This window comes from Saccharopolyspora phatthalungensis, assembly GCF_014203395.1.
GTDB lineage: Bacteria > Actinomycetota > Actinomycetes > Mycobacteriales > Pseudonocardiaceae > Saccharopolyspora > Saccharopolyspora phatthalungensis.
Genome location: NZ_JACHIW010000001.1, coordinates 2921273 through 2943398 on the forward strand (window position 1 = coordinate 2921273; position 22126 = coordinate 2943398).

17 protein-coding genes are annotated in these 22126 nt (G+C 69.7%); 11 read left to right on the forward strand and 6 right to left on the reverse strand.

Annotated features, from left to right (window positions below; translation table 11 throughout):
* Position 1: 1 nt before the first annotated feature.
* On the reverse strand, positions 2 to 610 hold the full coding sequence (locus BJ970_RS13530; RefSeq protein WP_184726585.1) for a dTDP-4-dehydrorhamnose 3,5-epimerase family protein: 609 nt from the start codon (positions 608 to 610) through the stop codon (positions 2 to 4).
* A 432-nt stretch (positions 611 to 1042) separates the two neighbouring features.
* Here BJ970_RS13530 and BJ970_RS13535 point away from each other — a divergent pair, with 432 nt between their 5' ends.
* Both BJ970_RS13535 and BJ970_RS13540 read left to right on the forward strand, forming a co-directional pair.
* The gene (locus tag BJ970_RS13535; RefSeq protein ID WP_184726586.1) at positions 1043 to 2245 is read left to right on the forward strand and encodes an NAD(P)-dependent malic enzyme; all 1203 of its coding nucleotides are present in this window, start codon (positions 1043 to 1045) and stop codon (positions 2243 to 2245) included.
* 313 nt (positions 2246 to 2558) lie between these two features.
* Positions 2559 to 5375 carry a sensor domain-containing protein gene (locus BJ970_RS13540; protein ID WP_184726587.1) on the forward strand — a complete coding sequence of 939 codons (2817 nt, stop codon included), beginning with the start codon at positions 2559 to 2561 and terminating at the stop codon, positions 5373 to 5375.
* A 70-nt stretch (positions 5376 to 5445) separates the two neighbouring features.
* Here the strand turns inward: BJ970_RS13540 and BJ970_RS13545 are convergent, their stop codons facing one another.
* Positions 5446 to 6990 carry a bis-aminopropyl spermidine synthase family protein gene (locus BJ970_RS13545; RefSeq protein WP_184726588.1) on the reverse strand — a complete coding sequence of 515 codons (1545 nt, stop codon included), beginning with the start codon at positions 6988 to 6990 and terminating at the stop codon, positions 5446 to 5448.
* Between the two features lie 136 nt (positions 6991 to 7126).
* On the opposite strand from BJ970_RS13545, the gene BJ970_RS13550 reads away from it, so the two are divergent.
* Genes BJ970_RS13550 through BJ970_RS13565 form a run of 4 tightly spaced genes read left to right on the forward strand, consistent with a single transcriptional unit; the run spans position 7127 to position 10480 of the window.
* Complete coding sequence (locus BJ970_RS13550; protein ID WP_221467139.1) at positions 7127 to 8272, forward strand: ABC transporter ATP-binding protein; 1146 nt, start codon at positions 7127 to 7129, stop codon at positions 8270 to 8272.
* A complete protein-coding gene (locus BJ970_RS13555) occupies positions 8269 to 8925 on the forward strand; it encodes an ABC transporter permease (RefSeq protein ID WP_184726589.1) in 657 nt (218 codons plus the stop codon). Before BJ970_RS13550 ends, BJ970_RS13555 begins: the two co-directional genes overlap by 4 nt.
* On the forward strand, positions 8922 to 9602 hold the full coding sequence (locus tag BJ970_RS13560; protein WP_184729082.1) for an ABC transporter permease: 681 nt from the start codon (positions 8922 to 8924) through the stop codon (positions 9600 to 9602). The genes BJ970_RS13555 and BJ970_RS13560 overlap by 4 nt, the downstream gene beginning before the upstream one ends.
* Positions 9602 to 10480: an ABC transporter substrate-binding protein gene (locus BJ970_RS13565; RefSeq protein ID WP_184726590.1), complete on the forward strand. Its 879-nt coding sequence runs from the start codon at positions 9602 to 9604 to the stop codon at positions 10478 to 10480. The genes BJ970_RS13560 and BJ970_RS13565 overlap by 1 nt, the downstream gene beginning before the upstream one ends.
* A 65-nt stretch (positions 10481 to 10545) precedes the next feature.
* On the opposite strand, the gene BJ970_RS13570 is transcribed toward BJ970_RS13565, so the two are convergent.
* The gene (locus BJ970_RS13570) at positions 10546 to 11337 is read right to left on the reverse strand and encodes an IclR family transcriptional regulator (protein WP_184726591.1); all 792 of its coding nucleotides are present in this window, start codon (positions 11335 to 11337) and stop codon (positions 10546 to 10548) included.
* A gap of 111 nt (positions 11338 to 11448) precedes the next feature.
* Between BJ970_RS13570 and hutH the strand changes: the two genes are divergently transcribed.
* The 5 genes from hutH to hutI all read left to right on the forward strand — a co-directional run bounded on the left by hutH (position 11449) and on the right by hutI (position 18452).
* A complete protein-coding gene (gene hutH, locus BJ970_RS13575) occupies positions 11449 to 12996 on the forward strand; it encodes a histidine ammonia-lyase (RefSeq protein WP_376775032.1) in 1548 nt (515 codons plus the stop codon).
* Complete coding sequence (gene hutU, locus BJ970_RS13580) at positions 12993 to 14645, forward strand: urocanate hydratase (protein WP_184726593.1); 1653 nt, start codon at positions 12993 to 12995, stop codon at positions 14643 to 14645. Before hutH ends, hutU begins: the two co-directional genes overlap by 4 nt.
* Before the next feature lie 52 nt (positions 14646 to 14697).
* Positions 14698 to 15900 carry an allantoate amidohydrolase gene (locus BJ970_RS13585; protein WP_184726594.1) on the forward strand — a complete coding sequence of 401 codons (1203 nt, stop codon included), beginning with the start codon at positions 14698 to 14700 and terminating at the stop codon, positions 15898 to 15900.
* A gap of 4 nt (positions 15901 to 15904) precedes the next feature.
* Complete coding sequence (locus BJ970_RS13590) at positions 15905 to 17221, forward strand: formimidoylglutamate deiminase (protein ID WP_312864238.1); 1317 nt, start codon at positions 15905 to 15907, stop codon at positions 17219 to 17221.
* Between the two features lie 73 nt (positions 17222 to 17294).
* Positions 17295 to 18452: an imidazolonepropionase gene (hutI, locus tag BJ970_RS13595; protein ID WP_184726596.1), complete on the forward strand. Its 1158-nt coding sequence runs from the start codon at positions 17295 to 17297 to the stop codon at positions 18450 to 18452.
* A gap of 410 nt (positions 18453 to 18862) precedes the next feature.
* Here the strand turns inward: hutI and BJ970_RS13600 are convergent, their stop codons facing one another.
* Genes BJ970_RS13600 through tdh form a run of 3 tightly spaced genes read right to left on the reverse strand, consistent with a single transcriptional unit; the run spans position 18863 to position 22001 of the window.
* Positions 18863 to 19777 (reverse strand): LysR family transcriptional regulator, encoded by a 915-nt coding sequence (locus BJ970_RS13600; protein WP_184726597.1) that lies wholly within the window; start codon positions 19775 to 19777, stop codon positions 18863 to 18865.
* Complete coding sequence (locus tag BJ970_RS13605) at positions 19774 to 20961, reverse strand: glycine C-acetyltransferase (protein ID WP_184726598.1); 1188 nt, start codon at positions 20959 to 20961, stop codon at positions 19774 to 19776. Before BJ970_RS13605 ends, BJ970_RS13600 begins: the two co-directional genes overlap by 4 nt.
* On the reverse strand, positions 20961 to 22001 hold the full coding sequence (gene tdh / locus BJ970_RS13610; protein WP_184726599.1) for an L-threonine 3-dehydrogenase: 1041 nt from the start codon (positions 21999 to 22001) through the stop codon (positions 20961 to 20963). Before tdh ends, BJ970_RS13605 begins: the two co-directional genes overlap by 1 nt.
* Positions 22002 to 22126: the final 125 nt, after the last annotated feature.

Genomic DNA, 22126 nt, shown 5'->3' on the forward strand with positions numbered 1-22126 from the left:
CTCAGCCCCGGTCTCGCAAGCTTTCATAATGCGCAAGGCAGGTTTCGTAATCCGGAAGCATGCCCTGTTCGGCGGCTTGCGCCAGGCCGGGGGCGGTTCGGTCCTTTTCGGACAGGATCGGTTCGCCGTCGAGGTCGGACCAGGGCAACCCCAGGTCCGGGTCGAGCGGGTCGATGCCATGCTCGGCCGCGGGGTTGTAAGGCGTGGAGCAGAGGTAGTTCATCACGGTGTCGTCGGTGAGCGCGACGAACGCGTGTCCGAGTCCTTCGGCCAGATAGAAGGCGCGGTACTCGGTGGAGTCCAACCGGGCCGCCTCCCAGCGGCCGAAGGTCGGCGAGCCGACCCGGATGTCGACAACCACGTCCAGCAGCGCGCCCTGCGGGCAGTACACGTACTTGGCTTGCCCCGGTGGCACGTCCGAGAAGTGGACGCCCCGGACGACGTTGCGGGCCGAGACGCTGTGGTTGGTCTGCGCGACGCGCAGCGGGTGTCCGGTGGCGTCGACGAACGCCGCTTCCTGGAACGGCGCCACGAACAGCCCCCGGCGGTCTGGGAAGGACTTCGGGGTGAACTCGTATGCGCCCGTGATCTCGAGTCGGCGTGCCTGCACAGCCGAAAGCCTAGGAGGCGGGCTGGAATGCGCTCCGCCGGGGCGGAGTTGCTATCGAGTTGTGCAATGAATCGCCATTTTCAAAACCGGACATACGTATTACGAAAATGGCCACCGAAATCGGACGTGCGTACTGCTGAGGGCTTGATCCAAAAAGAACGCGCGTACTGCGGAATGTTCTTGACATTTTGTTGAACGCGCTGGTGAGATGTGTGATCCTGGTCGCTGACATTGATCTCGCGGCCTGGCACACTATGCGAACCGCAGCGTCGCCGAGCCGCTGTCCGACCAGGACGGCCGGTCTCGGTCATTTTCAAGACGTTCGCCCGCCCGGTACGCCCGGGCGGACGGCGTCTCACCGGCGGCGAATGCCGCCGATTCACCCGGCCTGGAATGTGCCCGGGCCGCAGGCATGGCTACAGGAGGGACGCCGTGACCACCGTGAACGGCAGCACCGCAAGCGGAGTCGGTGCGGATTTGACCAACGAGGAGATCTTCGCGGCGCACGAGGGCGGCAAGCTCGGTGTCCAGGTGACCGCGCCGCTGGATTCCGCGCGGGATCTGTCGATCGCTTACACCCCCGGCGTGGCGCAGGTCAGCCGGGCGATCGCCGGTGATCCGGCACTGGCCGACCGCTACACGTGGACTCAACGGCTGGTGGCCGTGGTCAGCGACGGCACCGCGGTCCTCGGCCTGGGCGACATCGGGCCGCGGGCGTCGTTGCCGGTGATGGAGGGCAAGTCGGCGTTGTTCAAGACCTTCGCCGGGCTTGACTCGATTCCGCTGGTGCTGGACACGGTCGATGTCGATGAGATCGTGGAGACCCTGGTCCGGCTGCGCCCGTCGTTCGGTGCGGTCAATCTGGAGGACATTTCCGCGCCGCGCTGCTTTGAGCTGGAGCGCCGGGTGATCGAGGCGCTGGACTGTCCGGTGATGCACGACGACCAGCACGGTACCGCCGTGGTCGTGCTGGCCGCGCTGCGCAACGCCGCCAAGGTCGTGGGCCGGGCGTTCGCCTCGCTGCGAGTGGTGATCTCCGGCGCCGGCGCGGCCGGGGTGGCGTGCGCGAAGATTCTGCACACCGCCGGTGTCGGGGAGATCATCGTGCTCGACTCACGCGGGGTGATCCACTCCGGGCGGGACGGCGGCCTGACGTCGATCAAGCGGGAACTGGCCGGATTCACCAACCCGAACGGCGTGACCGGCGGGGCGGCCGAGGCGCTGCGCGGTGCCGACGTGGTGATCGGGGTGTCGGTCGGGCAGCTCGCCGAGGAGCTGGTGGCGACGATGGCCGAGGACGCCATCGTGTTCGCGCTGTCCAACCCGGATCCGGAGATCCACCCGGAGGTCGCTCGGCGGCACGCGGCCGTGGTGGCCACCGGGCGTAGTGACTTCCCCAACCAGATCAACAACGTGCTGGCGTTCCCCGGCATCTTCAAGGGCGCGCTGGCCGCCGGGGCGCGCAAGATCACCGACGGGATGAAGGTCGCGGCGGCCGAGGCGATCGCGGCGGTCGCCGCCGACGACCTCAGCGCGGACTACATCGTGCCCAGCCCATTGGACCCGCGGGTGGCGATCGAGGTCAGTGAGGCCGTCGCGCGGGCGGCCCGAGTCGACGGTGTCGCCAACGTGTAAGCCGTTGAGGCTGTCGCTGCGGGGCCGGACGGCGGTACGTTCGGACTTGCGGGCGCGGGGCCGGGGGAGTCAGCAGCGGCTTCCCCGGCCCCGTCGTGTGGGCGGCGGCAGCCGAATTCCGTCGGTCGGCGTCATCATGTCGGGCGACGGCTGTCACCTCTCCAGGGAACCGGTCCGGGGCCCGGCACCATTGCGTTACCGCCGGTGCGTCGACCGGTAAGGTCTGCCGCACGGTTCGCTGTGTTCCAGGTCACTCGCCAGTGGCCTGCCGGGCGTCCGGAGTCGGCAGCCAGATGGCTGCTACGCAGGAGGGGTGCTGTTGACCGAGCGGAGCGAGAGGAACCGGGCGACCTCCGGCGGTCTCGGCCTTGCCAGCGCCCGCGCCGATGAATTCGCGCTGATCCCGCTGCCCCTCGCGCCAGCCCTGTTGAGCACCGAGGACGGGGTCGTGGTGCGCGCGACCGAGCAGGCCGTGAAGCTGGCCGGCGAAACCACCCCCGCCGCCCTGATCGGCTGCCGGCTCGCGGACCTGGTGGTGCGCGACGGGGCGGTGTCGCTGCTGCGGGCGCGCGGCGGCCGGATCCCGGTCCGCCCGCTGAGCTGGCCGCACGCCGACGACGAGCGGTTGCGCGTTACCGTGCTGCTCGATGTGTCGGACCTGACCGAGGCCGTGCCGGAGCAGAACAACGTCGGCGACAGCAAGGAACGGCGCTGGTTGATCGAGGCGCAGCGGATCGCCAAGGTCGGCAGCTGGGTGTACTACCCCGAAACCGGCGAGATGTATCAAAGCCCGGTGCTCTCGGAGTTCCTCGGCAGCTCGACCACCGACGACGCCACCAACGTCGGCGCGATGATCGCGTTGACCCACCCCGAGGACCGGCAACGAGCCGAGCAGTTCTATCGCGATGTGCTCAGAGCTCGCGAGGACGAGCTGCTGGAGGTCGAGCTCCGCGATCTGCCGGGCAGACGGGTCTACCTGTGCACCGGGCGTGCCGAGTACAACCGCTCCGGCCGGATCGAACGGGTGCAGGGCACCGTCCAGGACGTGACCGAGCACCGTGCCCTGGAGCGCCAGCTCCGCGACGAGCGGCGCAAGCTGCAGGACGCGCAGCGGATCGCCCGGCTCGGCACCTGGGAGTGGGATCCGCGGACCAACGTCATGCGGTTGTCGACGATGCTGCACGAAATCATCGGCAAGCCGACCACCGCGCACACCACCTTCGGCAGCTACCTGGAACGGGTGCATCCGGACGACCAGGAGTGGGTCCGGCAGGCGTGGCGGCCGCTGATCGACCGAAACGAGCCGGTCGAGGTCGAGCACCGCTACGTGCGGCTCGATGGTGCGATGCGGATCCTGCGCCTGCACGGCACCGCGATCCGGGACGCGGACGGACAGACAGTCCTGGTCGGCACCGCTCAGGACGTCACCGAGCAGCGTGCCGTGGTGACCCGCATGGAACGTTCCAGTCAGCGGTTTACCGACCTGGTCAGCATCACCCCGGTCGGGATTGGCGTGTTCGACGGGGCCGAGCGGCTGGTCGACGCCAACGACGCGCTGTGCGACCTGCTCGGCTACCGGCTGGAGCAGCTGCGCGGAATGACGGTGCCGGACATCACCCACCCCGACGAGCAGGCGACCGGCCTGCCCGCGCCCGGCGAGCGGTGCGGGATCCGGCGTCGGGTGCCGCAGCGGGTGCTGGTGCGTTCCGACGGCGAGCCGGTGTACTGCGAGCTGCACACCTCTTCGTCGGTGCAGGACGACGGCACGCAGTTCTGGCTGGTGGTGTTCCAGGACATCACCGAGCGGCGGCGCGCGGCCGAGGCGCTGCGCTATCAGGCGACGCACGACGACCTGACCGGGCTGCCGAACCGGGCGGCGGTGAAGGATCTGCTGAGCAATCTGCTCGGACGCGCGGACTCGCACCGCGTCGCGGTGTTGTTCTGCGACATCGACAACTTCAAGCGAGTAAACGATTCGCTGGGTCACGACGCCGGAGACGAACTGCTGGTGGCGCTGGCGCGGCGGTTGGAAGGCGGCTTGCCGGACGGTTGCACGGCCGCCCGGTTGTCCGGCGACGAGTTCCTGATCATCTGCCAGGACATCGAGGTGGTCGGCGGGGTTGACTCCCTGGCTACCAGGGTTTCCGGGCTGCTGCGCACCGCGGTTCCGGTGCACGGCCAGCTGATCCGGGTGTCCGCGTCGATCGGGGCCGCGGTGCCCAACGGAACCGGCGCCGGCGGTGAGGATCTGCTTCGGTTCGCCGATGCGGCGATGTTCGAGGCGAAGCGGCGCGGCACCGGCAAGGTTTCGCTGGCCAGTCCCGCGCTGATGGCCTCGGCGGACCGGCAGCTGCATTTGGAAGGTCAGCTGCGGGAGGCGTTGAACAACGACGGCCTGGCACTGCACTACCAGCCGGTGGTGAATTCGGACGGCGTGGTGGTCACCGCCGAAGCGCTGGTGCGCTGGCCGCACCCGGATCGCGGGATGCTCGCGCCGGACGCCTTCCTGCCAGTCGCGGAGCAGGGCGACCTGTTGCGCGAGCTGGATCGGTGGGTGCTGCGGACTGCTTTACGGGAGGCGGCGACGTGGCCCGCTCGCAATGGCCGCCCGGTCGGCGTCGCGGTGAACCTGGCGGGGCTGGTGCCCGGCGGCCCGGAGTTCGTCGACGCCGTCGCCGACATCGTCGCCGAGACCGGCATCGCCTGGGACCGGGTGATCCTGGAGCTGGTGGAGACCGCGCTGGTGGATCTGCCGTCGCGGACCCGGCACGAGATGGGCGAGCTGGTCGGGCGCGGGGTGCGGTTCGCCGTCGACGACTTCGGCACCGGCTACTCGTCGCTGGCCCGGCTCAAGGACCTGCCCGCGCAGATCATCAAGGTGGATCGCCGGTTCGTTGCCGGGGTCGGCGGTGACGCGTCGGATTTCGCCGTGGCTCGGGCGGTTGTGGACATGGCACGCGCGATGGGTCGGCAGTGCGTGGCCGAAGGCGTGGAGACGGCGACGCAGTTCCACGTGCTCAGCGGTGTCGGGGTGGAGGCATACCAGGGCTGGCTGTTCTCCGGTGCGATTCCGGCCCATGCCTTCCGGGATCTCGTGGGTCGCGGCCCGCTGGCCATCCCGGGTGCGTAAGGATTCCGTAAATCTTCGAGGATGGCCAAGTCCGCCCAGCCGACTCACGGCCCCGCGCGGGAACGGGGGGCTACCGGGTTGCGGAGCGGAGCACTTCGGCGATCCGGTGGCGGGGCAGGTCGATCAGGCGCAGCTCTAGGTCGGCGGCGTTGGGCGCGAGGGCGCTGACGCGTTCCTTGGCCTCGCGCTTGGTCAGGTCCGCCTCGGCATGCGTGATCAGGGCCTCCCGCCAGATGTTGCCCACCTTGCCGTGCGCCCGGTGCAGCAGGTAGCCCGCGACCGATGGGGTTGCCATCAGATCCGCCACCACGATCGCGTGCTTGGAGTCCGGACTGCTGCGGTGGAAACGCAGCCGGTACTTCGCCGAGACCACTTCGGCCAGGGCGTGCTGCGCGCGCTCGCTGGTGATGTCCGGGTGGTTGTTGTCGACCAGGAATCCGGCGCGTTCGGCGCTGCAGGCCAGCAGCATCCGCAGCAGCCACGGTCCCGGATCGGCCCGCAGGTCGAACACCGGTGCGCCCTGCTTCGACCGGATCGGCCGGGACCAGCCGGGCTCCCGCAGCGACGGGACCGGGCCCCCGACCCGGCCGCCGACCGCTTCCAGGAATGCCGCGGGCGCGGAAGCTTCCAACGCCTCCACCGACTGCGGGCCGTGGGTGTAGATGCCCGGCGCTTGGCGCAGCGCCAGTTTGCGGGTGTGCGCGGTCGGCTGGCATACGTACAAGTCGCTGGCGCTGCCAATGGCTTGCGCGCCGAAGTACCGGTGGAACCGGGGCAGGATCGCCTCGAACACCATGCCCAGCCGCAGCAACTCCTGCTGCACCTTGTGCCCCAGGGCCGGGGTCCGCGGGCTGTAGCCGTAGGCGATCAGCAGCCGGCTGTTCGGGCCGGCCAGGCATTCGGCGGCTCGCGTGGCGAACAGCCCAATGCCTTCCGGGGTGTAAGGCGGATCGGTGAACACCAGGTCCGCGCTGCTCTCCAGCGCCGGCGGCACCCCGAACCGCAGGTCCGCGTGCATCGTGCGGATGGCGAAACCGTGCTCGGCCGCGACCGCGTCGATGTGCTGCAAGATCCGCTCGTCGACGTCCACCACGGTCACCGATGCCGACGGCGCGACCATGCTCAACGCCAACGAAGTCAGGTCGTGATCACCCAGGCAGAGCACCTGCGCGCCGCGCAGGTCGTAGTTGTCGCGCAGCCATTCGGCACGGCGCAGCACGGTATCCGGCGTCGCCGTCACATGGTCGAGCGCCGCCGAAGGCGCCGGTCCGCTGTCGATGAAACCGCGCATCAGCTCCAGTCGTTCGGGCCCGGACGGCTCGGCGGCGCGCAGTTCGTCCAGCGCGAAGCGCTGCCGGTAGCGGTCGCGGGCCTGCGGCGTCAGCCGGTACGTTTCGTGGGTGGCCTCGACGTCGGGACCGGCGGCGGCGAGCAGGTCTTCTACCGTGCGCCGCGAGATGGCCGTCCGCCGGATCAGGTCGTCGAGCGACAACGCGCCTTCGGCGAGCTGTGCGAGGGCTTCGCGCAGGTGCCGGGCGAGGACTCCGGCGTCGGCGAGCATCGCCTGCACGGCGTCGATCGGCTCGGGAGTCGCGGGATGCTGAGCAGTGTTCATCGGGTTCCTCAGCTTACGGCGTGCCTCGCGGCGCCGCCGCCGCGCCGGGCTCCCAGCTGCTGGGATAGCACCGCTGGGACAGTTGGGAAGATCACGCAACGGTCTCGGTCGATCGCAAGATTCGGCCGGTCGAGCTATGGTCGGCCGGGTTTGGGCGATCGCGACGATCTATGAGGGGGCTCGGGTGATCGAGTTCCAGGCCGTGCGCAAGCAGTACGACAACGGCACCGTCGCCGTCCACGAGCTGAGTCTGTCGGTGGAGACCGGCACCATCACCGTGCTTGTCGGGCCGTCGGGGTGTGGCAAGACCACCCTGATGCGGATGGTGAACCGGATGATCGAGCCGTCGTCGGGAACGGTGCTGGTCGGCGGCACGGACGTGCGCGAGCGCGACCCGGCGCACCTGCGCCGCGGCATCGGCTACGTGATCCAGCAGGCCGGGCTGTTCCCGCATCGCAACGTGCTCGACAACGTGGCGACAGTGCCGCTGCTCCACGGCCGTAGTCGGCAGGAAGCGCGGCGGCGCGCCGGTGAGTTGCTGGAGCTGGTGGGGCTGCCGCGAGAACTGGGCAAGCGCTACCCGGCGCAGCTCTCCGGGGGCCAGCAGCAACGCGTCGGTGTGGCCCGGGCGCTGGCCGCCGACCCGCCGGTGCTGTTGATGGACGAGCCGTTCAGCGCGGTGGATCCGGTGGTCCGCGAGGGCTTGCAGGACGAGCTGCTGCGGCTGCAGGACGAGCTGGACAAGACGGTCCTGTTCGTCACCCACGACATCGACGAGGCCATCAAGCTGGGCGAGAAGGTCGCGGTGCTACGCCAGGGCGGTCATCTCGCCCAGTACGCCGCGCCCGACGACCTGCTCGCGGAACCGGCCGACGACTTCGTGACCGCCTTCGTTGGCCGGGACCGCGGCTACCGACGTCTGTCCTTTGTGGAATCCGACCGGGTGCGGCCGGAACCGGTGGACACGGTCGAACTGGGCACGCAGGTGGCGACGGAACTGCATTGGCGGCTGGCGCTGGACGGCGACGGGCGACCGCGCGGCTGGCTCCCGCCCGAGGCCGCGGTGGACGGCGCGCTCACCGAGGACCAACTCGCGGCCGGTGGTTCGCTCTACACCGAACACGCCCCGCTGCGCGGTGCGCTCGATGCCGCGTTGTCCGCGCCGTCCGAGCGCGGTGTCGTCGTCGACGCCGATGGCCGGTACGTCGGCGTGATCAGCGCCGAGCACGTGCTAGATGTCATCCAGCGGCACCGGCGCAAGGTCGGCCAAGGGCTGCCATGATCGATTTCTTCGACAGCCCAAGCAACCGGGAATTGGTGCTCAGCCAGCTCGGCGAGCACATCTACCTTGCGCTGCTGCCGCTGCTGCTCGGCGTCCTGGTGGCGCTGCCGCTGGGGCGGCTCGCCCAACAGGTCCGCTGGTCGCGCGGCGTGCTGCAAGGCGGGGCGAACATCCTCTATACGATCCCGTCGCTGGCGCTGTTCGTGCTCATCCCCGGTCTGCTGGGCACGCCGCTGCTGTCGTCGATCAACGTGATCATCGCCCTGACGCTCTACACCGCGGCGCTGTTGGTGCGCCCGGTGCGGGACGCGCTGGACTCGGTGCCCGCGAACGTCGTCGCCGCCGCGACCGCGATGGGATACCGGCCGGGTCGGCGGTGGCTCACCGTGGAGCTGCCGCTTGCGGTGCCGGTGCTGGCCGCCGCCGTCCGGGTCGCGTCGGTCAGCAACATCAGCCTGGTCAGCGTGGGTGCCCTGGTCGGCATCGGCGGCCTGGGGCGGCTGTTCACCGACGGGTTCCAGCGGGACTACCCGGAGCAGATCGTGATCGGGATCGCGCTGACCCTGCTGCTGGCCCTGGTGGTCGACCTGCTGCTGGTGGCGTTGTGGCGGGTGTCGACGCCCTGGGCACGGGCGGGGGTGAGCCGGGCATGATCGGCGAGCTGATCACTTGGCTGACCGACCCGGCGCACTGGACCGGGCCGAGCGGGATCCTGGCGCAAACCCTGCTGCACCTGTATTACTGCGTGTTCTCGGTCGTCGTCGCGTCGGCGGTCGCCGTGCCGCTCGGCGTCTACATCGGACACACCGGGCGCGGTGCGGTCTTCGTGGTGGGGATCAGCAACGCGATGCGGGCGCTGCCGACCTTGGGCTTGGTGACGCTGCTGGTGCTGTGGTTCGGGCTCGGTACAGGTCCCGCCCTGGCCGGGCTGGTCATCCTGGCCATCCCGGCGATCCTCTCCGGCACCTACGCCGGGATCCGCAATGCGCCCGCCGATGCGGTCGACGCGGCCAAAGGCATGGGGATGACCTCCGCGCAGCGGTTGTGGCAGGTGGAGCTGCCGACGGCGCTGCCGCTGGTGTTCGGCGGGGTGCGTAGCGCGATGCTGCAGGTGGTTGCCACCGCGGCGGTCGCGGCCTATGTCGGTCTCGGCGGGCTGGGCCGGATCTTGCTGGACGGGCTGAAGATTAGCGACTACGCGCAGATGGCCTCGGCCGCGATCGTCATCGCGGTGCTCGCGGTGCTGCTCGACTTGGTGTTGGCCGGCGCGACCCGGCTGTTGGTGCCGCGCGGTCTGGTGCTGGCCGCCCGACGGGGAGGTAAGGATTGATGAAGAGGTTGCTGGCGTGCGCGGCTGCGGCGGCGCTGTTGCTGACCGGCTGCGGTTCGCAGAATCCGTTGGAAGCCAACCGGAACCAGGGCGGCGCGCTGGTGATCGGCTCGGCCGACTTCGCCGAGAGCGAGCTGCTGATGTACATCTACGCCGAGGCGTTGAAGACCACCGGAGCGGACGTGCAGACCCGGCCGCGCATCGGCGCCCGGGAGTTCTACGTGAACGCGGTGCGCAACGGGGAGCTCTCGGTGGTGCCCGACTACACCGGGAACCTGCTGGAATACCTGGACCCACAGTCGTCGGTGACCGAGACCCAGCAGGTCTACGACCAGCTCAAGCGGGCCGTCCCGGCCGAGATGGAGCTGCTGGAGCAGTCCCCGGCGGAGGATTCCGACGTGCTGACCGTCACCGCCGCCACGGCCGGGTCCGGGGTGCGGTCGATGAGCGACCTCGGCCCGCGCTGCGGCGAGTTCGTGCTCGGCGCGCCGGCGGAGTGGAAGTCCCGCTGGGAAGCCAAGATCGCGCAGGACTACGGCTGCCGGTTCAAGGAGATCCGCCCCGTGGAGGCGGGCACCATCACGGTGAACGCGTTGGTTGACAACCAGATCCAGGTGGCGAACCTGTTCACCACCTCGTCGCAAATCGCCGCGAAAAACCTCGTCAAGCTGGACGACCCGAAGAACATGTTCCCCGCGCAGAACGTGGTTCCGCTGGTGCACAAGGGGAAGCTGACCCCGCAGCAGGCCGAGGCGCTGAACAAGGTGTCCCGCGCCCTCAGCACGGACAAGCTCACCGAGCTCAACCGCCGCCTGGAGGTCGACAAGGCCAACCCGGCCGACGTGGCCAAGGAGTTCGTCGCCTCCGCCGGACTCTGACCGCTCGCGGCAAGGGCACCCAGCGGAGCGCCTTTCGTTGCACGTTGGCGATTTCGCGCCTGCTATCAGGCGGTGCGGCCGCTGATTCTGGTGGTGAGTTCCGCGGCGGTGTGGTGGACCTGGTCGGCCAGGTCCGGCCAGCTCTGGTCGCAGGGCGTGCCGTCCGGGGTGTCGCAGAAGTGCCGGAAGGTGACGCTGATGGCCGCGATGGGGCGGGCACCGTGGTCGAACACCGCGCCCGCCACCGAAGCGAAGCCCGCGGTCACGAAGCCGTCCTCGACCGCCCAGCCGCGGCGTCGCTCCGCCGCAAGCAAGCGACGTAGTTCGGGCAGGTTCCGCGGGCCCCGGTCGGTCCGGCGCACGAACCGCTCGCTCGACGGCAGCAGGGCGCGCACGTGCGCGGCGGGCAAGTGCGCGAGCATCGCGCGCCCGGACGCGGTCAGCTGTGCCGGCAGCCGGACTCCGACGTCGGTGACCAGCGTCTGGGGCTGGGACGGGCGCTCCTTGATCAGGTAAAGCGACTCGCCGCCGTGCAGGACACCCAGGTGCGCGGTGTGGCCCACCTGGTCCACCAGCCGCCGCAGCAGCGGCCCGGCGAGTCGTTCCAGCGGGTCGTGGCGCAGGTAGGCCGAGCCGAGCTCGAAGGCCGCCATGCCCAGCCCGTAGCGCCGCTCCTCCGGCAGGTGGGTCACGAAACCGGCCCCGACCAACTCGGCCAGCAGGTGGTATGTCGTCGACCTGGGCAGGTTCAGGTCGCGGGCGATGACCCCGGCCGACACCGGCCCGGCGCGGCCCGCGAGCACCCGCAGGATGGCCAAGCCCCGCCGAAGCGCGGGCACGTCGCTGCTGTGGCCCACGGTCTCTCCCGGTCGGCTCGAAGGTTTTAGTCTGGGATCCCAGACATTCTCACCCTATCCGGGCTTCTTCCGGTCGCGCAGCAGCGCTGGTATGGAGTTATGCAGGACAACATGCTGAATGTTGGCCGCGAGCCGCTCTACCGCGATCAGGTCGTCGACGTCGCGCGACGCGGCACGCTTGTGGAACTGACCCCGCTCGCCGAGCAGAGCATCGCCGCGACCCGAAAGCACGTGGCGGCACTCGCCGCCGAGCAACGCCCCGTCTACGGGGTGTCGACCGGCTTCGGGGCGCTGGCCGTGCGGCACATCCCCGCCGACCGGCGCACCGCCCTGCAGCGGTCCTTCGTGCGTTCGCACGCGGCGGGCGCCGGTCCGGCCGTGGAACCGGAGGTGGTACGAGCGCAAATGCTGCTGCGGCTGCACACGATCGCAACCGGGCACACCGGCGTCCGCCCGGAGACCGCGCACGCGCTGGCCGCGATGCTCAACGCCGGCATCGTGCCCGTAGTGCACGAGTTCGGGTCGCTGGGCTGTTCCGGCGACCTCGCACCGCTCGCCGCCGTCGCGCTCGCCCTGACCGGCGAAGGTGACGTCTTCGATGCGTCGGGACGACTCCGCCCGGCGGCCGAAGTCCTGGCCGAAGCGGGGATCGAGCCGCTGGTGCTCGTGGAAAAGGAAGGCCTGGCGCTGACCAACGGCACCGACGGCATGCTCGGCATGCTGGTGCTCGCCCTGCACGACCTGTCGGCGCTGCTGGACGTGGCCGACGTGACGGCGGCCATGAGCGTGGAGGCGCTCCTGGGAACCGACCGGGCGTTCGCCGCTGACCTCCAGCGGCTGCGCCCGCATCCCGGGCAGGCGGTTTCGGCAGCGCGGATGTCGGCGCTGCTGGCGAACTCGCCGATCGTGGAAAGCCATCGCGGGCCCGAGTGCACGCGCGTGCAGGACGCGTACTCGCTGCGGTGCGCGCCGCAGGTGAATGGCGCGGCGCGGGACACCGTCCGCCACGCCGAGACCGTGGCGGATCGGGAACTCGCGGCAGCCATCGACAACCCGGTGGTGCTCGACGACGGCCGGGTCGAGTCCAACGGCAACTTCCACGGCGCTCCGCTGGCCTATGCGTTGGATTTCCTCGCCATCCCGCTGGCAGACGTCGCCAGCATGGCCGAGCGTCGCACCGACCGGATGCTCGACGTCGCGCGCTCGCACGGGCTGCCCGCGTTCCTCGCCGACGACCCGGGCGTGGATTCCGGGCACATGATCGCCCACTACACGCAGGCCGGGGTGGTGACGGAGCTCAAGCGGCTCGCCGTCCCGGCATCGGTCGACTCGATCCCGACGAGCGCGATGCAGGAGGACCACGTGTCGATGGGCTGGTCCGCCGCGCGCAAGCTCCGTCGCGGCATCGACGGCCTAGTGACCGTGCTCGCCGTCGAGTTGCTGACCGCCGCCCGCGCCCTGGACCTGCGTGCGCCGCTGAAACCGGGTCCGGCCACCGGCACGGTACGGGACCTGTTGCGCAGCCGCGTTCCCGGCCCGGCTGCCGATCGCCACGTCGCGCCGGAGATCGCCGCGGCCGAAGAACTGATCCGTTCCGGCGCGGTGCGCGACGCCGTCGCCGGCTTCACGGACTCCACAGTGGACCGGAGGGTGTCATGAGCGAAGCCCGACCCGTGCGTGCCCCGCGCGGGACGAAGCTGACGGCGCGCAGTTGGAGCACCGAAGCGCCGCTGCGGATGTTGCAGAACAACCTCGACCCGGAGGTCGCCGAGCGGCCCGACGACCTCGTCGTCTACGGCGGCACCGGCAAGGCGGCGCGCAACTGGGCGTCCTTCGACGCGATCGTCCGGGAACTGACCGCGCTGCGCGCGGACGAGACACTGCTGGTGCAATCCGGCAAGCCGGTCGGGGTGCTGCGGACCCACGAGTGGGCGCCGCGGGTGCTGATCGCCAACTCCAACCTGGTCGGCGACTGGGCCAACTGGTCGGAGTTTCGCCGCCTCGACGCGCTCGGCCTGATGATGTACGGGCAGATGACGGCCGGGTCGTGGATCTACATTGGCACGCAGGGGATTCTGCAGGGCACTTATGAGACGTTCGCGGCGATCGCGGCCCGCCGCTTCAGCGGCAGCCTAGCGGGCACGCTGACCATCACCGCAGGGCTCGGCGGCATGGGCGGTGCGCAGCCGTTGGCGGTCACGATGAACGAGGGCGTGGCCCTGGTCATCGAGTGCAACCCCGAACGCGCGCACCGCCGGGTCCGGCACGGCTATCTCGACGAGGTCGCCGACGGTCTGGATGCCGCGATCGAAAAAGCCGTCGCGGCCAAGAAGGAGCGACGCGCGTACTCGGTCGCGATGATCGGAAATGCCGCCGAGTTGCTGCCCGAGATACTGCGGCGCGGCGTGGCCGCCGACATCGTGACCGACCAGACCTCCGCGCACGACCCGCTGTCCTACCTGCCGTTGGGCGTCGACCTGGACGACTGGGACGACTACGCTGCCACGAAGCCAGACGAGTTCACCGAGCGGGCGCGCGATTCGATGGCCAAGCACGTCGAGGGGATGGTGGGGTTCCTCGACGCCGGGGCGGAGGTGTTCGACTACGGCAACTCGCTGCGTGGCGAAGCCCAACTCGGGGGCTACGAGCGAGCGTTCGCCTACCCCGGTTTCGTGCCCGCCTACATCCGGCCACTGTTCTGCGAGGGCAAGGGCCCGTTCCGGTGGGCGGCGCTGTCCGGGGAGCCGGCCGACATCGCCAGGACCGACCAGGCGATCCTCGACCTGTTCGGCGACGACGAACACCTCGCCCGGTGGATTCGGTTGGCCGGCCAGAAGGTGTCGTTCCAGGGGCTTCCCGCGCGGATCTGCTGGCTCGGCCACGGCGAGCGCGCCGCGGCCGGCCTGCGGTTCAACGAGATGGTGGCCTCCGGCGAGCTCACGGCGCCGCTGGTGCTGGGCCGGGACCACTTGGACTGCGGGTCGGTGGCCTCACCGTACCGGGAGACCGAGGCGATGGCCGACACCTCGGACGCGGTCGCGGACTGGCCGCTGCTGAACGCCCTGGTCAACACGGCCTCCGGCGCGACCTGGGTGTCGCTGCACCACGGGGGCGGCGTCGGCATGGGGCGGTCGCTGCACGCAGGCCAGGTCACGGTCGCGGACGGCACCGAGCTGGCGGCGGAGAAGTTGGCGCGGGTATTGACAAACGACCCGGGCTTGGGCGTCATCCGGCACGTCGACGCGGGCTACGAACGAGCGGAGCAGGTCGCCGCGGACCGCGGCATCCGCACCCCGTTGGTCGGCTGAATCCCGTTGTGTGGGCGATTTCCATGAAATCGCCCACCCGGAAGGAGCAGATGTGGCGGGACCGAACGAGTTGTTGGCGGCCCTCGATGGTGTCGGCGCGGACCGGCGCCGGGGCGGGTACTCCCGGCACGTCTTCGACGATGCCGAGCGGGAGCTGCGCGAGTGGTTCGTCGAGCAAGCCGAGGCGCGCGACCTGCGCACCACCACCGACCAGAATGCCAACGTCTGGGCCTGGTGGGGCGATCCGGGCGAGGGCGCCGTGGTGACAGGCAGCCATCTCGACTCGGTGCCCGGCGGCGGTGCGTTCGACGGCCCGTTGGGCGTGGTCAGCGCGCTGAGCTCGGTGGACCTGTTGCGGGCCAACGGGTTCACGCCCCGGAAACCGCTCGCGGTGGTGGTTTTCGCCGAGGAGGAGGGCGGCCGGTTCGGCGTGCCCTGCCTGGGGTCCAGGCTGCTGACCGGCACCATCGATGCCGACCGGGCCGGCGCGCTGCGCGATCCCAGCGGGGTGACCTTCGCCGAGGCGATGCGTTCCTCCGGAGCGGACCCGGCACGGATCGGCCGGGACGAGGCGGCGCTGCGGCGCATCGGGCAATTCGTCGAGCTGCACGTGGAGCAGGGCCGCGGCCTGATCGACCTGGATCGGCCGGTTGCGGTCGCGTCGTCGATCCTGGCGCACGGCAGGTGGCGATTCCGGTTCAGCGGCCAGGGCAACCACGCCGGCGCAACGCTGATCTCCGATCGGCGCGATCCGATGCTGCCGGCTTCGCAGTTGGTCCTGGAAGCACGCCGGATCGCGGCGGGCGTCGAAGGCGGTCGGGCGACGGTGGGCAGGCTGGTCCCGAACCCAGGAGGTACCAACGTCATCGCCTCCGCGGTGGACGTCTGGCTGGATGCGCGATCGCCCGGCGACCGGCCGACGAGGTCGATCGTCGAAGACCTCTCCGGAGCGGCGGCAAAGTTCGCCGCCGCGGAGGGCTGCGAGCTCGACGTGACTGAAGAGTCCTACGCGGACACCGTGCATTTCGACGCGGCGTTGCGCGACCGGCTCAGCGGCCTGCTCGACGACGCACCCGCGCTGCCGACCGGAGCCGGGCACGACGCGGGCATTCTCGCCGCCGAAGTTCCGACGGCGATGCTCTTCGTGCGCAACCCGACCGGCATCAGCCATGCCCCAGAGGAACACGCGGAGCCCGAAGACTGCGATTCGGGCGCACACGCGCTCGCGAAATGCCTGGCACACCTGGCGGGGTGAAGTGGTGAACACATACTGGTGCGACTGGGCCTGGCTACGTAACGGGCCCGCGCAGGGCGTGCTCTTCGAAGTCGACGGCGGCCGAATCACCGCCGTCGGGTTCACGCGAACCCCACCGGAGCAGGCCGAACGGCTGCCGGGAATGACACTGCCCGGCCTCGCGAACGCTCACTCCCATGCGTTCCACCGCGCGCTGCGCGGCTGGCACCCCGGCGCTCGCGGCACGTTCTGGACCTGGCGCGACCAGATGTATGAGGTGGCTGCGGTACTAGACCCGGACAGCTACTACCGGCTCGCCCGCGGTGTTTACGCCGAAATGGCGTTGGCCGGGATCACGTGCGTCGGCGAGTTCCACTACCTGCACCACGCCCCCGACGGCGCCCGTTACGACGACCCGAACGCGATGAGCCAAGCCCTCGCGCAGGCCGCACTGGACGTGGGGATCAGGATCACCCTGCTGGACACGTGCTACCTCGCGGGTGGTTTCGGTCAGTCGCTGGACGGCGTGCAGTTGCGCTTCTCTGACCATGCCGCCACGGATTGGGCCGACCGGATCGAACGGTTCACGGTGGACGGCGACCGGGTCCGCATCGGTGCCGCGCTGCATTCGGTCCGCGCGGTGCCCGCCGAGGAAATCCCGGAAGTGACCGGCTGGGCACGCAAGAACAAAGCCCCGCTGCACCTGCACCTGTCCGAACAACGCGCCGAGAACGAAGCGTGCCTGGCGGCGCACGGCTGCACTCCGACCCAACTGCTGGAGTCGCGCGGAGCGTTGGGCGCCGACGTGACCGCCGTGCACGCCACACATCTGGCGGCGTCCGACGCGGCGCTGCTGGGCGGTAGCGGGACGGGGGTGTGCCTGTGCCCGACGACCGAGGCCGACCTCGCCGACGGCATCGGACCGGCGGCGGTGTTGAGCGTTGCCGGAAGCCCGCTTTCGATCGGCAGCGACGGGCATTCGGTGATCGACCCGTTGGCGGAGGTGCAGTCCGTCGAGTCGTACCTGCGGCTGGCCACCGAGACACGCGGGCACTTCGCGGCCGAGGAATTGCTGGCGATGGCCACCACAGCCGGGCACCGGTCGCTCGGCTGGTCCGATGCTGGTTGGCTCGGTGTCGGCGCCCGCGCCGACTTCGTAGCAGTCGATCTCGGCTCAACCCGCCTGGCGGGCGTCGCACCGGAGGCGGTTCCGGCGGTCGCGCGCGTCGACGACGTGCGGGGCGTGGTCGCCGACGGACGCCGCATCGTGCAGCACGGCAAGCACCACTCGATCGACGCGGCACGAGAGCTCCAGGACGCGATCACCGCACTTCGCGCGTGAGTGTTTTTCCGGCTCTCACCGGTCTGCTCACGCACGAGCACTCGACGATACGACAGGGCGAGGATCAGAAACGATGACAAGCACTGTTATTACGGAGATCGGCGAGCTGACGACGAACGACGACGAAATCGGCACGCTCACCAATGCCGCGCTGGTCATCGACCACGACCGGATCGTCTGGGTCGGCCCCGCGACGAGCGCCCCGGACGCCGACGAGCGCCTCGACGTCGGTGGGCGAGCGGTACTGCCGGGGTGGGTCGACAGCCACACGCACCTGGTGTTCGCCGGGGACCGAACCGCTGAATTCGCCGCCCGGATGGCCGGAAAACCCTACCAGGCAGGCGGAATCGCGGTGACGGTGCGGGCTACCCGGGCCGCCACCGACGAGGAGCTGGCGGCGAACCTGCGCAAGCACATCGCCGAAGCCGCAGCCCAAGGCACGACGTGCGTGGAGACCAAGACCGGCTACGGCCTGACAGTCGCCGATGAGCTGCGCGCCGCCAAGATCGCCGCCCAAGCCGACGAGGTGACCTTCCTCGGCGCACATCTGGTGCCGCCCGGCGGGGATGCGGACTCCTATGTGGATCTGGTGTGCGGGGAGATGCTCGACGCGGTGGCCCAGCACGTCGGCTGGTGCGACGTGTTCTGTGAGAAGGGCGCATTCGACGCGGACCAGTCAAGGCGGGTGCTAGTGGCAGCGAAGGAACGCGGGCTGGGCCTGCGCGTGCACGGCAACCAGCTCGCTCCCGGGCCCGGCGTGCGGTTGGCGGTCGAACTCGGTGCCGCGAGCGTGGACCACTGCACCTACCTGTCGGAGTCCGATGTGGATGCCTTGGCCGGCTCCGACACCGTGGCGACGCTGCTCCCCGCATGCGATCTGTCGACCCGCCAGTCACTGCCGGACGCTCGGGCGCTTGTCGACGCAGGAGCGACGGTCGCCTTGGCATCCAACTGCAACCCGGGTTCCTCCTACACCTCGTCGATGGCGTTCTGCGTGGCCACTGCCGTGCTTCAGATGCGGATGAGCATCGATGAGGCAGTGCGCGCCGCGACTTGGGGCGGTGCGCGAGCATTACGCCGGGAGTCGGGCGAAGGCGCGGTAGGCGTGCTCCGCGTCGGCGCGCGAGCGGACGTCCACGTCCTGGACGCCCCGAGCGCAACCTGGCTCGCATACCGGCCCGGCGTCCCGCTCACCCACGCCGTGTGGCGCAGGGGGGTCCGGGTCCGGTGAGCCATCCATCTCGAAAGGGGTGCCTCCATCGCCGCGATGTTCCTGCGCTCCTGAAGGCGCCCTCCTTTCGCTACCAGCGCATTCCACGGGTGGTGGGTGACAGGAAGGTTCCCTTGCTGCGGTGTTGTGGGGTGGTGGGTGACAGGAAGGTTCCCTTGCTGCGGTGTGGTGGGGGTGGTGGGTGACAGGAAGGTTCCCTTGCTGCGGTGTTGCCGAGGCGTGGTGACAGGAAGGTTCCCTTGCTTCCATCCGGCATCGCTGCCATTCGCTGAGGCGGACCCGCTCGAACACGATCAGCGTTGGCGAGTTCGTCGTACCGCTGACCATGTCGCCGCCACCGACGCACTGGGCCTGACCGGGCAGGCCTCGCACGAACTCAGCGGACACCATCGCCCGGATCGTCCGCTTCCTCACAAAGGCCAAATAGCGCCGCATTCTTTGCTCGCCAACAGCGCATCCAGCACGACGCGGACCAACGGGTGATCCTCTCGTCCGCGCTGGACGGCCGCGAAGACGCGGCGGGTCGGCGGTTTACCCGCGACCGGCAGTGCCACCACACCCTCGCTGCGGGTGATGGCGGTGCGGGGTACCAACGCAACACCGGTGCCTGCCGCGACCAGCGCCACCACGGCGTGGAAATCATCGGAAGTGTGCGTGATGGTCGGAACGAACCCCGCATTCTCGCAGCACACCTGGGCCACCGCGCGGCACGGGTTGCCCGGCAGCGGCGCGATCCAATCCTCGTCGCGGAGTTCGTCGATCGCGACCTCAGCGGCGGCACCGAGCCGGTGATCTGGTGGCAGCACGACGTCGAACGGCTCGGCGTAGAGCGGAAACCGGCTCACCCGGCGCGCGTCGGCCTGCAACATCGACGTGTATTCCATCGAGATCGCGATGTCGATCTCCCCGGCTAGCAGCATCATCAGGCTGTTGTGGCCCTCGGCGTCGCGAACCAGCACCCGGACATCCGGTGCTCGCTGGCGCAACGCAACGATCGATGGCGCCACAACCTGCGTGATCGCCGAGGCGAATGACGCCACACCGACCGTGCCGACAGTGCCTTCGGCGCACGCCGCCAGACTCGCTTCGGCGCGCTCCAACTCGGCAAGCACCGCCTTGGCGTGCTCGACCAGCAGCTCACCAGCTGCGGTCAGCCGCACCCGGCGGCCTTGCCGGACCAGAAGCGGCTGCCCGACCTCGTTCTCCAACACGGTGAGCTGCTGCGACACCGCAGAAGGCGTCAAATACAGCTTCTCCGCCGCCGCGCGCACAGTGCCATGATCGGCCAGCGCGCGGAGGACCAGGAGACGCCGAGGGTCGATCACCGGGCGATGGTACCCAGCTGATCGCGCGCCGCGACGAACGCAGAAACCGCACGTTCCACGTCCTCGGTGCGGTGCGCGGCCGACATCTGGGTGCGGATGCGGGCCTTGCCCTTGGGCACCACGGGGTATGAGAAGCCGATGACGTAGATGCCCTCCGCCAACAGCAGGTCCGCCATCCGCGCCGCCTCGGCCGCATCGCCGATCATCACCGGGATGATCGGGTGCTCCCCGGGCAGCAGGTCGAAACCCTCCTCAGTCATCCGGCGGCGGAACAGCGCACTGTTCTCCCGCAGCCGCTCCCGCAACTCCGGTTGCCCCGCCACGAGGTCCAATGCGGCCAGCGAAGCGGCCACGATCGACGGCGCGAGCGAATTCGAGAACAGGTACGGCCGAGAACGCTGCCGCAACAGCTCAACGATCTCGGCGCGTGCGGACACGTAGCCGCCGCTGGCGCCGCCGAGCGCCTTGCCGAGCGTCCCGGTGACGATGTCGACCTGGTCGGAAACGCCGAAGAGCTCAGGAGTGCCCGCGCCGGTCGGTCCGGCGAACCCGACCGCATGCGAATCGTCGACCATCACCAGCGCCCGGTACTTCTCGGCGAGTGCACAGATTTCGTCCAGCGGCGCCAGGTATCCGTCCATGGAGAACACGCCGTCGGTGACGACGAGCTTGTGCCGCGCGTCGGAGTTCTCCGTGAGCAGTCGCTCCAGGTCGGCCATGTTGCGATTCCGGTACCGGCCACGGCGGGCCTTGGACAGCCGAATGCCGTCGATGATGCTCGCGTGATTGAGCTCATCGGAGATCACCACGTCCCGATCGTCGAGCAATGTCTCGAAAACGCCGCCGTTTGCGTCGAAGCACGAGCTGTACAAGATCGTGTCATCGGTGCCCAGGAATTCCGAAAGCCGCCGCTCCAACTCCTTGTGCGGGGCTTGCGTGCCGCAGATGAACCGCACCGACGCCATCCCGAAACCCCACTTCGCCAGTGCCTCCTCGGCCGCGGCGAGCAGTGCGGGGTGATCCGCCAGCCCCAGGTAGTTGTTCGCGCAGAAGTTCAGCAACTCGGCACCGCCGACATCGACGCGCGCGCTCTGCGGCGAGTCCAGCACCCGCTCGTCCTTGTAGAGGCCTGCGGCCCGGATCTCGGCCAGCTTGGCCCGGACGTCGTCAGCGATCGTGTACATCAGGCGGAACCCTCCGTTGTCCAATCGAGGATGACCTTGCCGCAGCGGCCGCTGCGGGCCGTCTCGAACGCCTCGGCGTGCTGCGTGTACGGGAAACGGTGCGTGATCACCGGCGTCAGGTCCAGCCCGGACTCCAGCAGAACCGACATCGAATACCAGGTCTCGAACATTTCGCGTCCGTATATGCCCTTGACGGTGAGCATCTTGAACACCACCGCGCTCCAGTCGAGCGGGAAGCTCTCGGCGGGCAACCCCAGCATCGCGATCCGGCCGCCGTGCGCCATATTCGCCACGATCTCCCGCAACGCGTCGGGCTGACCGGAAACCTCCATCGCGACGTCGAAGCCTTCGCTCATGTCGAGCTTCTGCTGTGCGTCCGCGATCCGGGTCTGCGACACGTCCACGGCCAGATCCACCCCGAGGCGACGGGCCAGCTCCAACCGGTGTTCGCTGACATCGGTGATCACCACGTGCCGTGCACCTGCGTGTTTGGCCACGCTCGCCGCCATCAGCCCGATCGGCCCGGCACCGGTGATCAGCACGTCCTCGCCGACCACCGGGAAGCTGAGCGCGGTGTGCACCGCGTTGCCGAACGGGTCGAAGATCGCCGCCACGTCCGGATCGACCTCGCTGCGATGCACCCAGACGTTCTGCTCCGGCAGCACCGCGAACTCGGCGAACGCGCCGTTCTGGTGCACCCCGAGTCCCTTCGTGTGCGCGCACAGGTGGCGTCGGCCGGCGAGGCAGTTGCGGCATCGGCCGCACACCAGGTGGCCCTCGCCGCTGACGAAGTCGCCGATCGCCGCCTGAGTGACCGCGTTGCCGATGGCCACCACCTCACCGGCGAATTCGTGACCGACCACTAGCGGGGTCGGCACGGTGCGGGCCGCCCACTCGTCCCACGACGCGATGTGCAGGTCCGTGCCGCAAATCCCGGTGCGCATCACCCGCACCACGACCTCGTTCGGCCCGGGCGCCGGGTCCGGGAGCTCGGTCAGCTCCAGGCCGGGCGCGGGCGAGGTCTTCACCAGAGCGCGCAAGGTTCCTCCGCTCTCGACGGCTTCGTCGCAACGGAGTTTGTCCTGGTGAGGCGCGGCGGGTCCATCGCGACTTTCTGCACTGGCTGGTTAGCGGCACTGCACAGCGCACCGCGCCCCACCCGCCT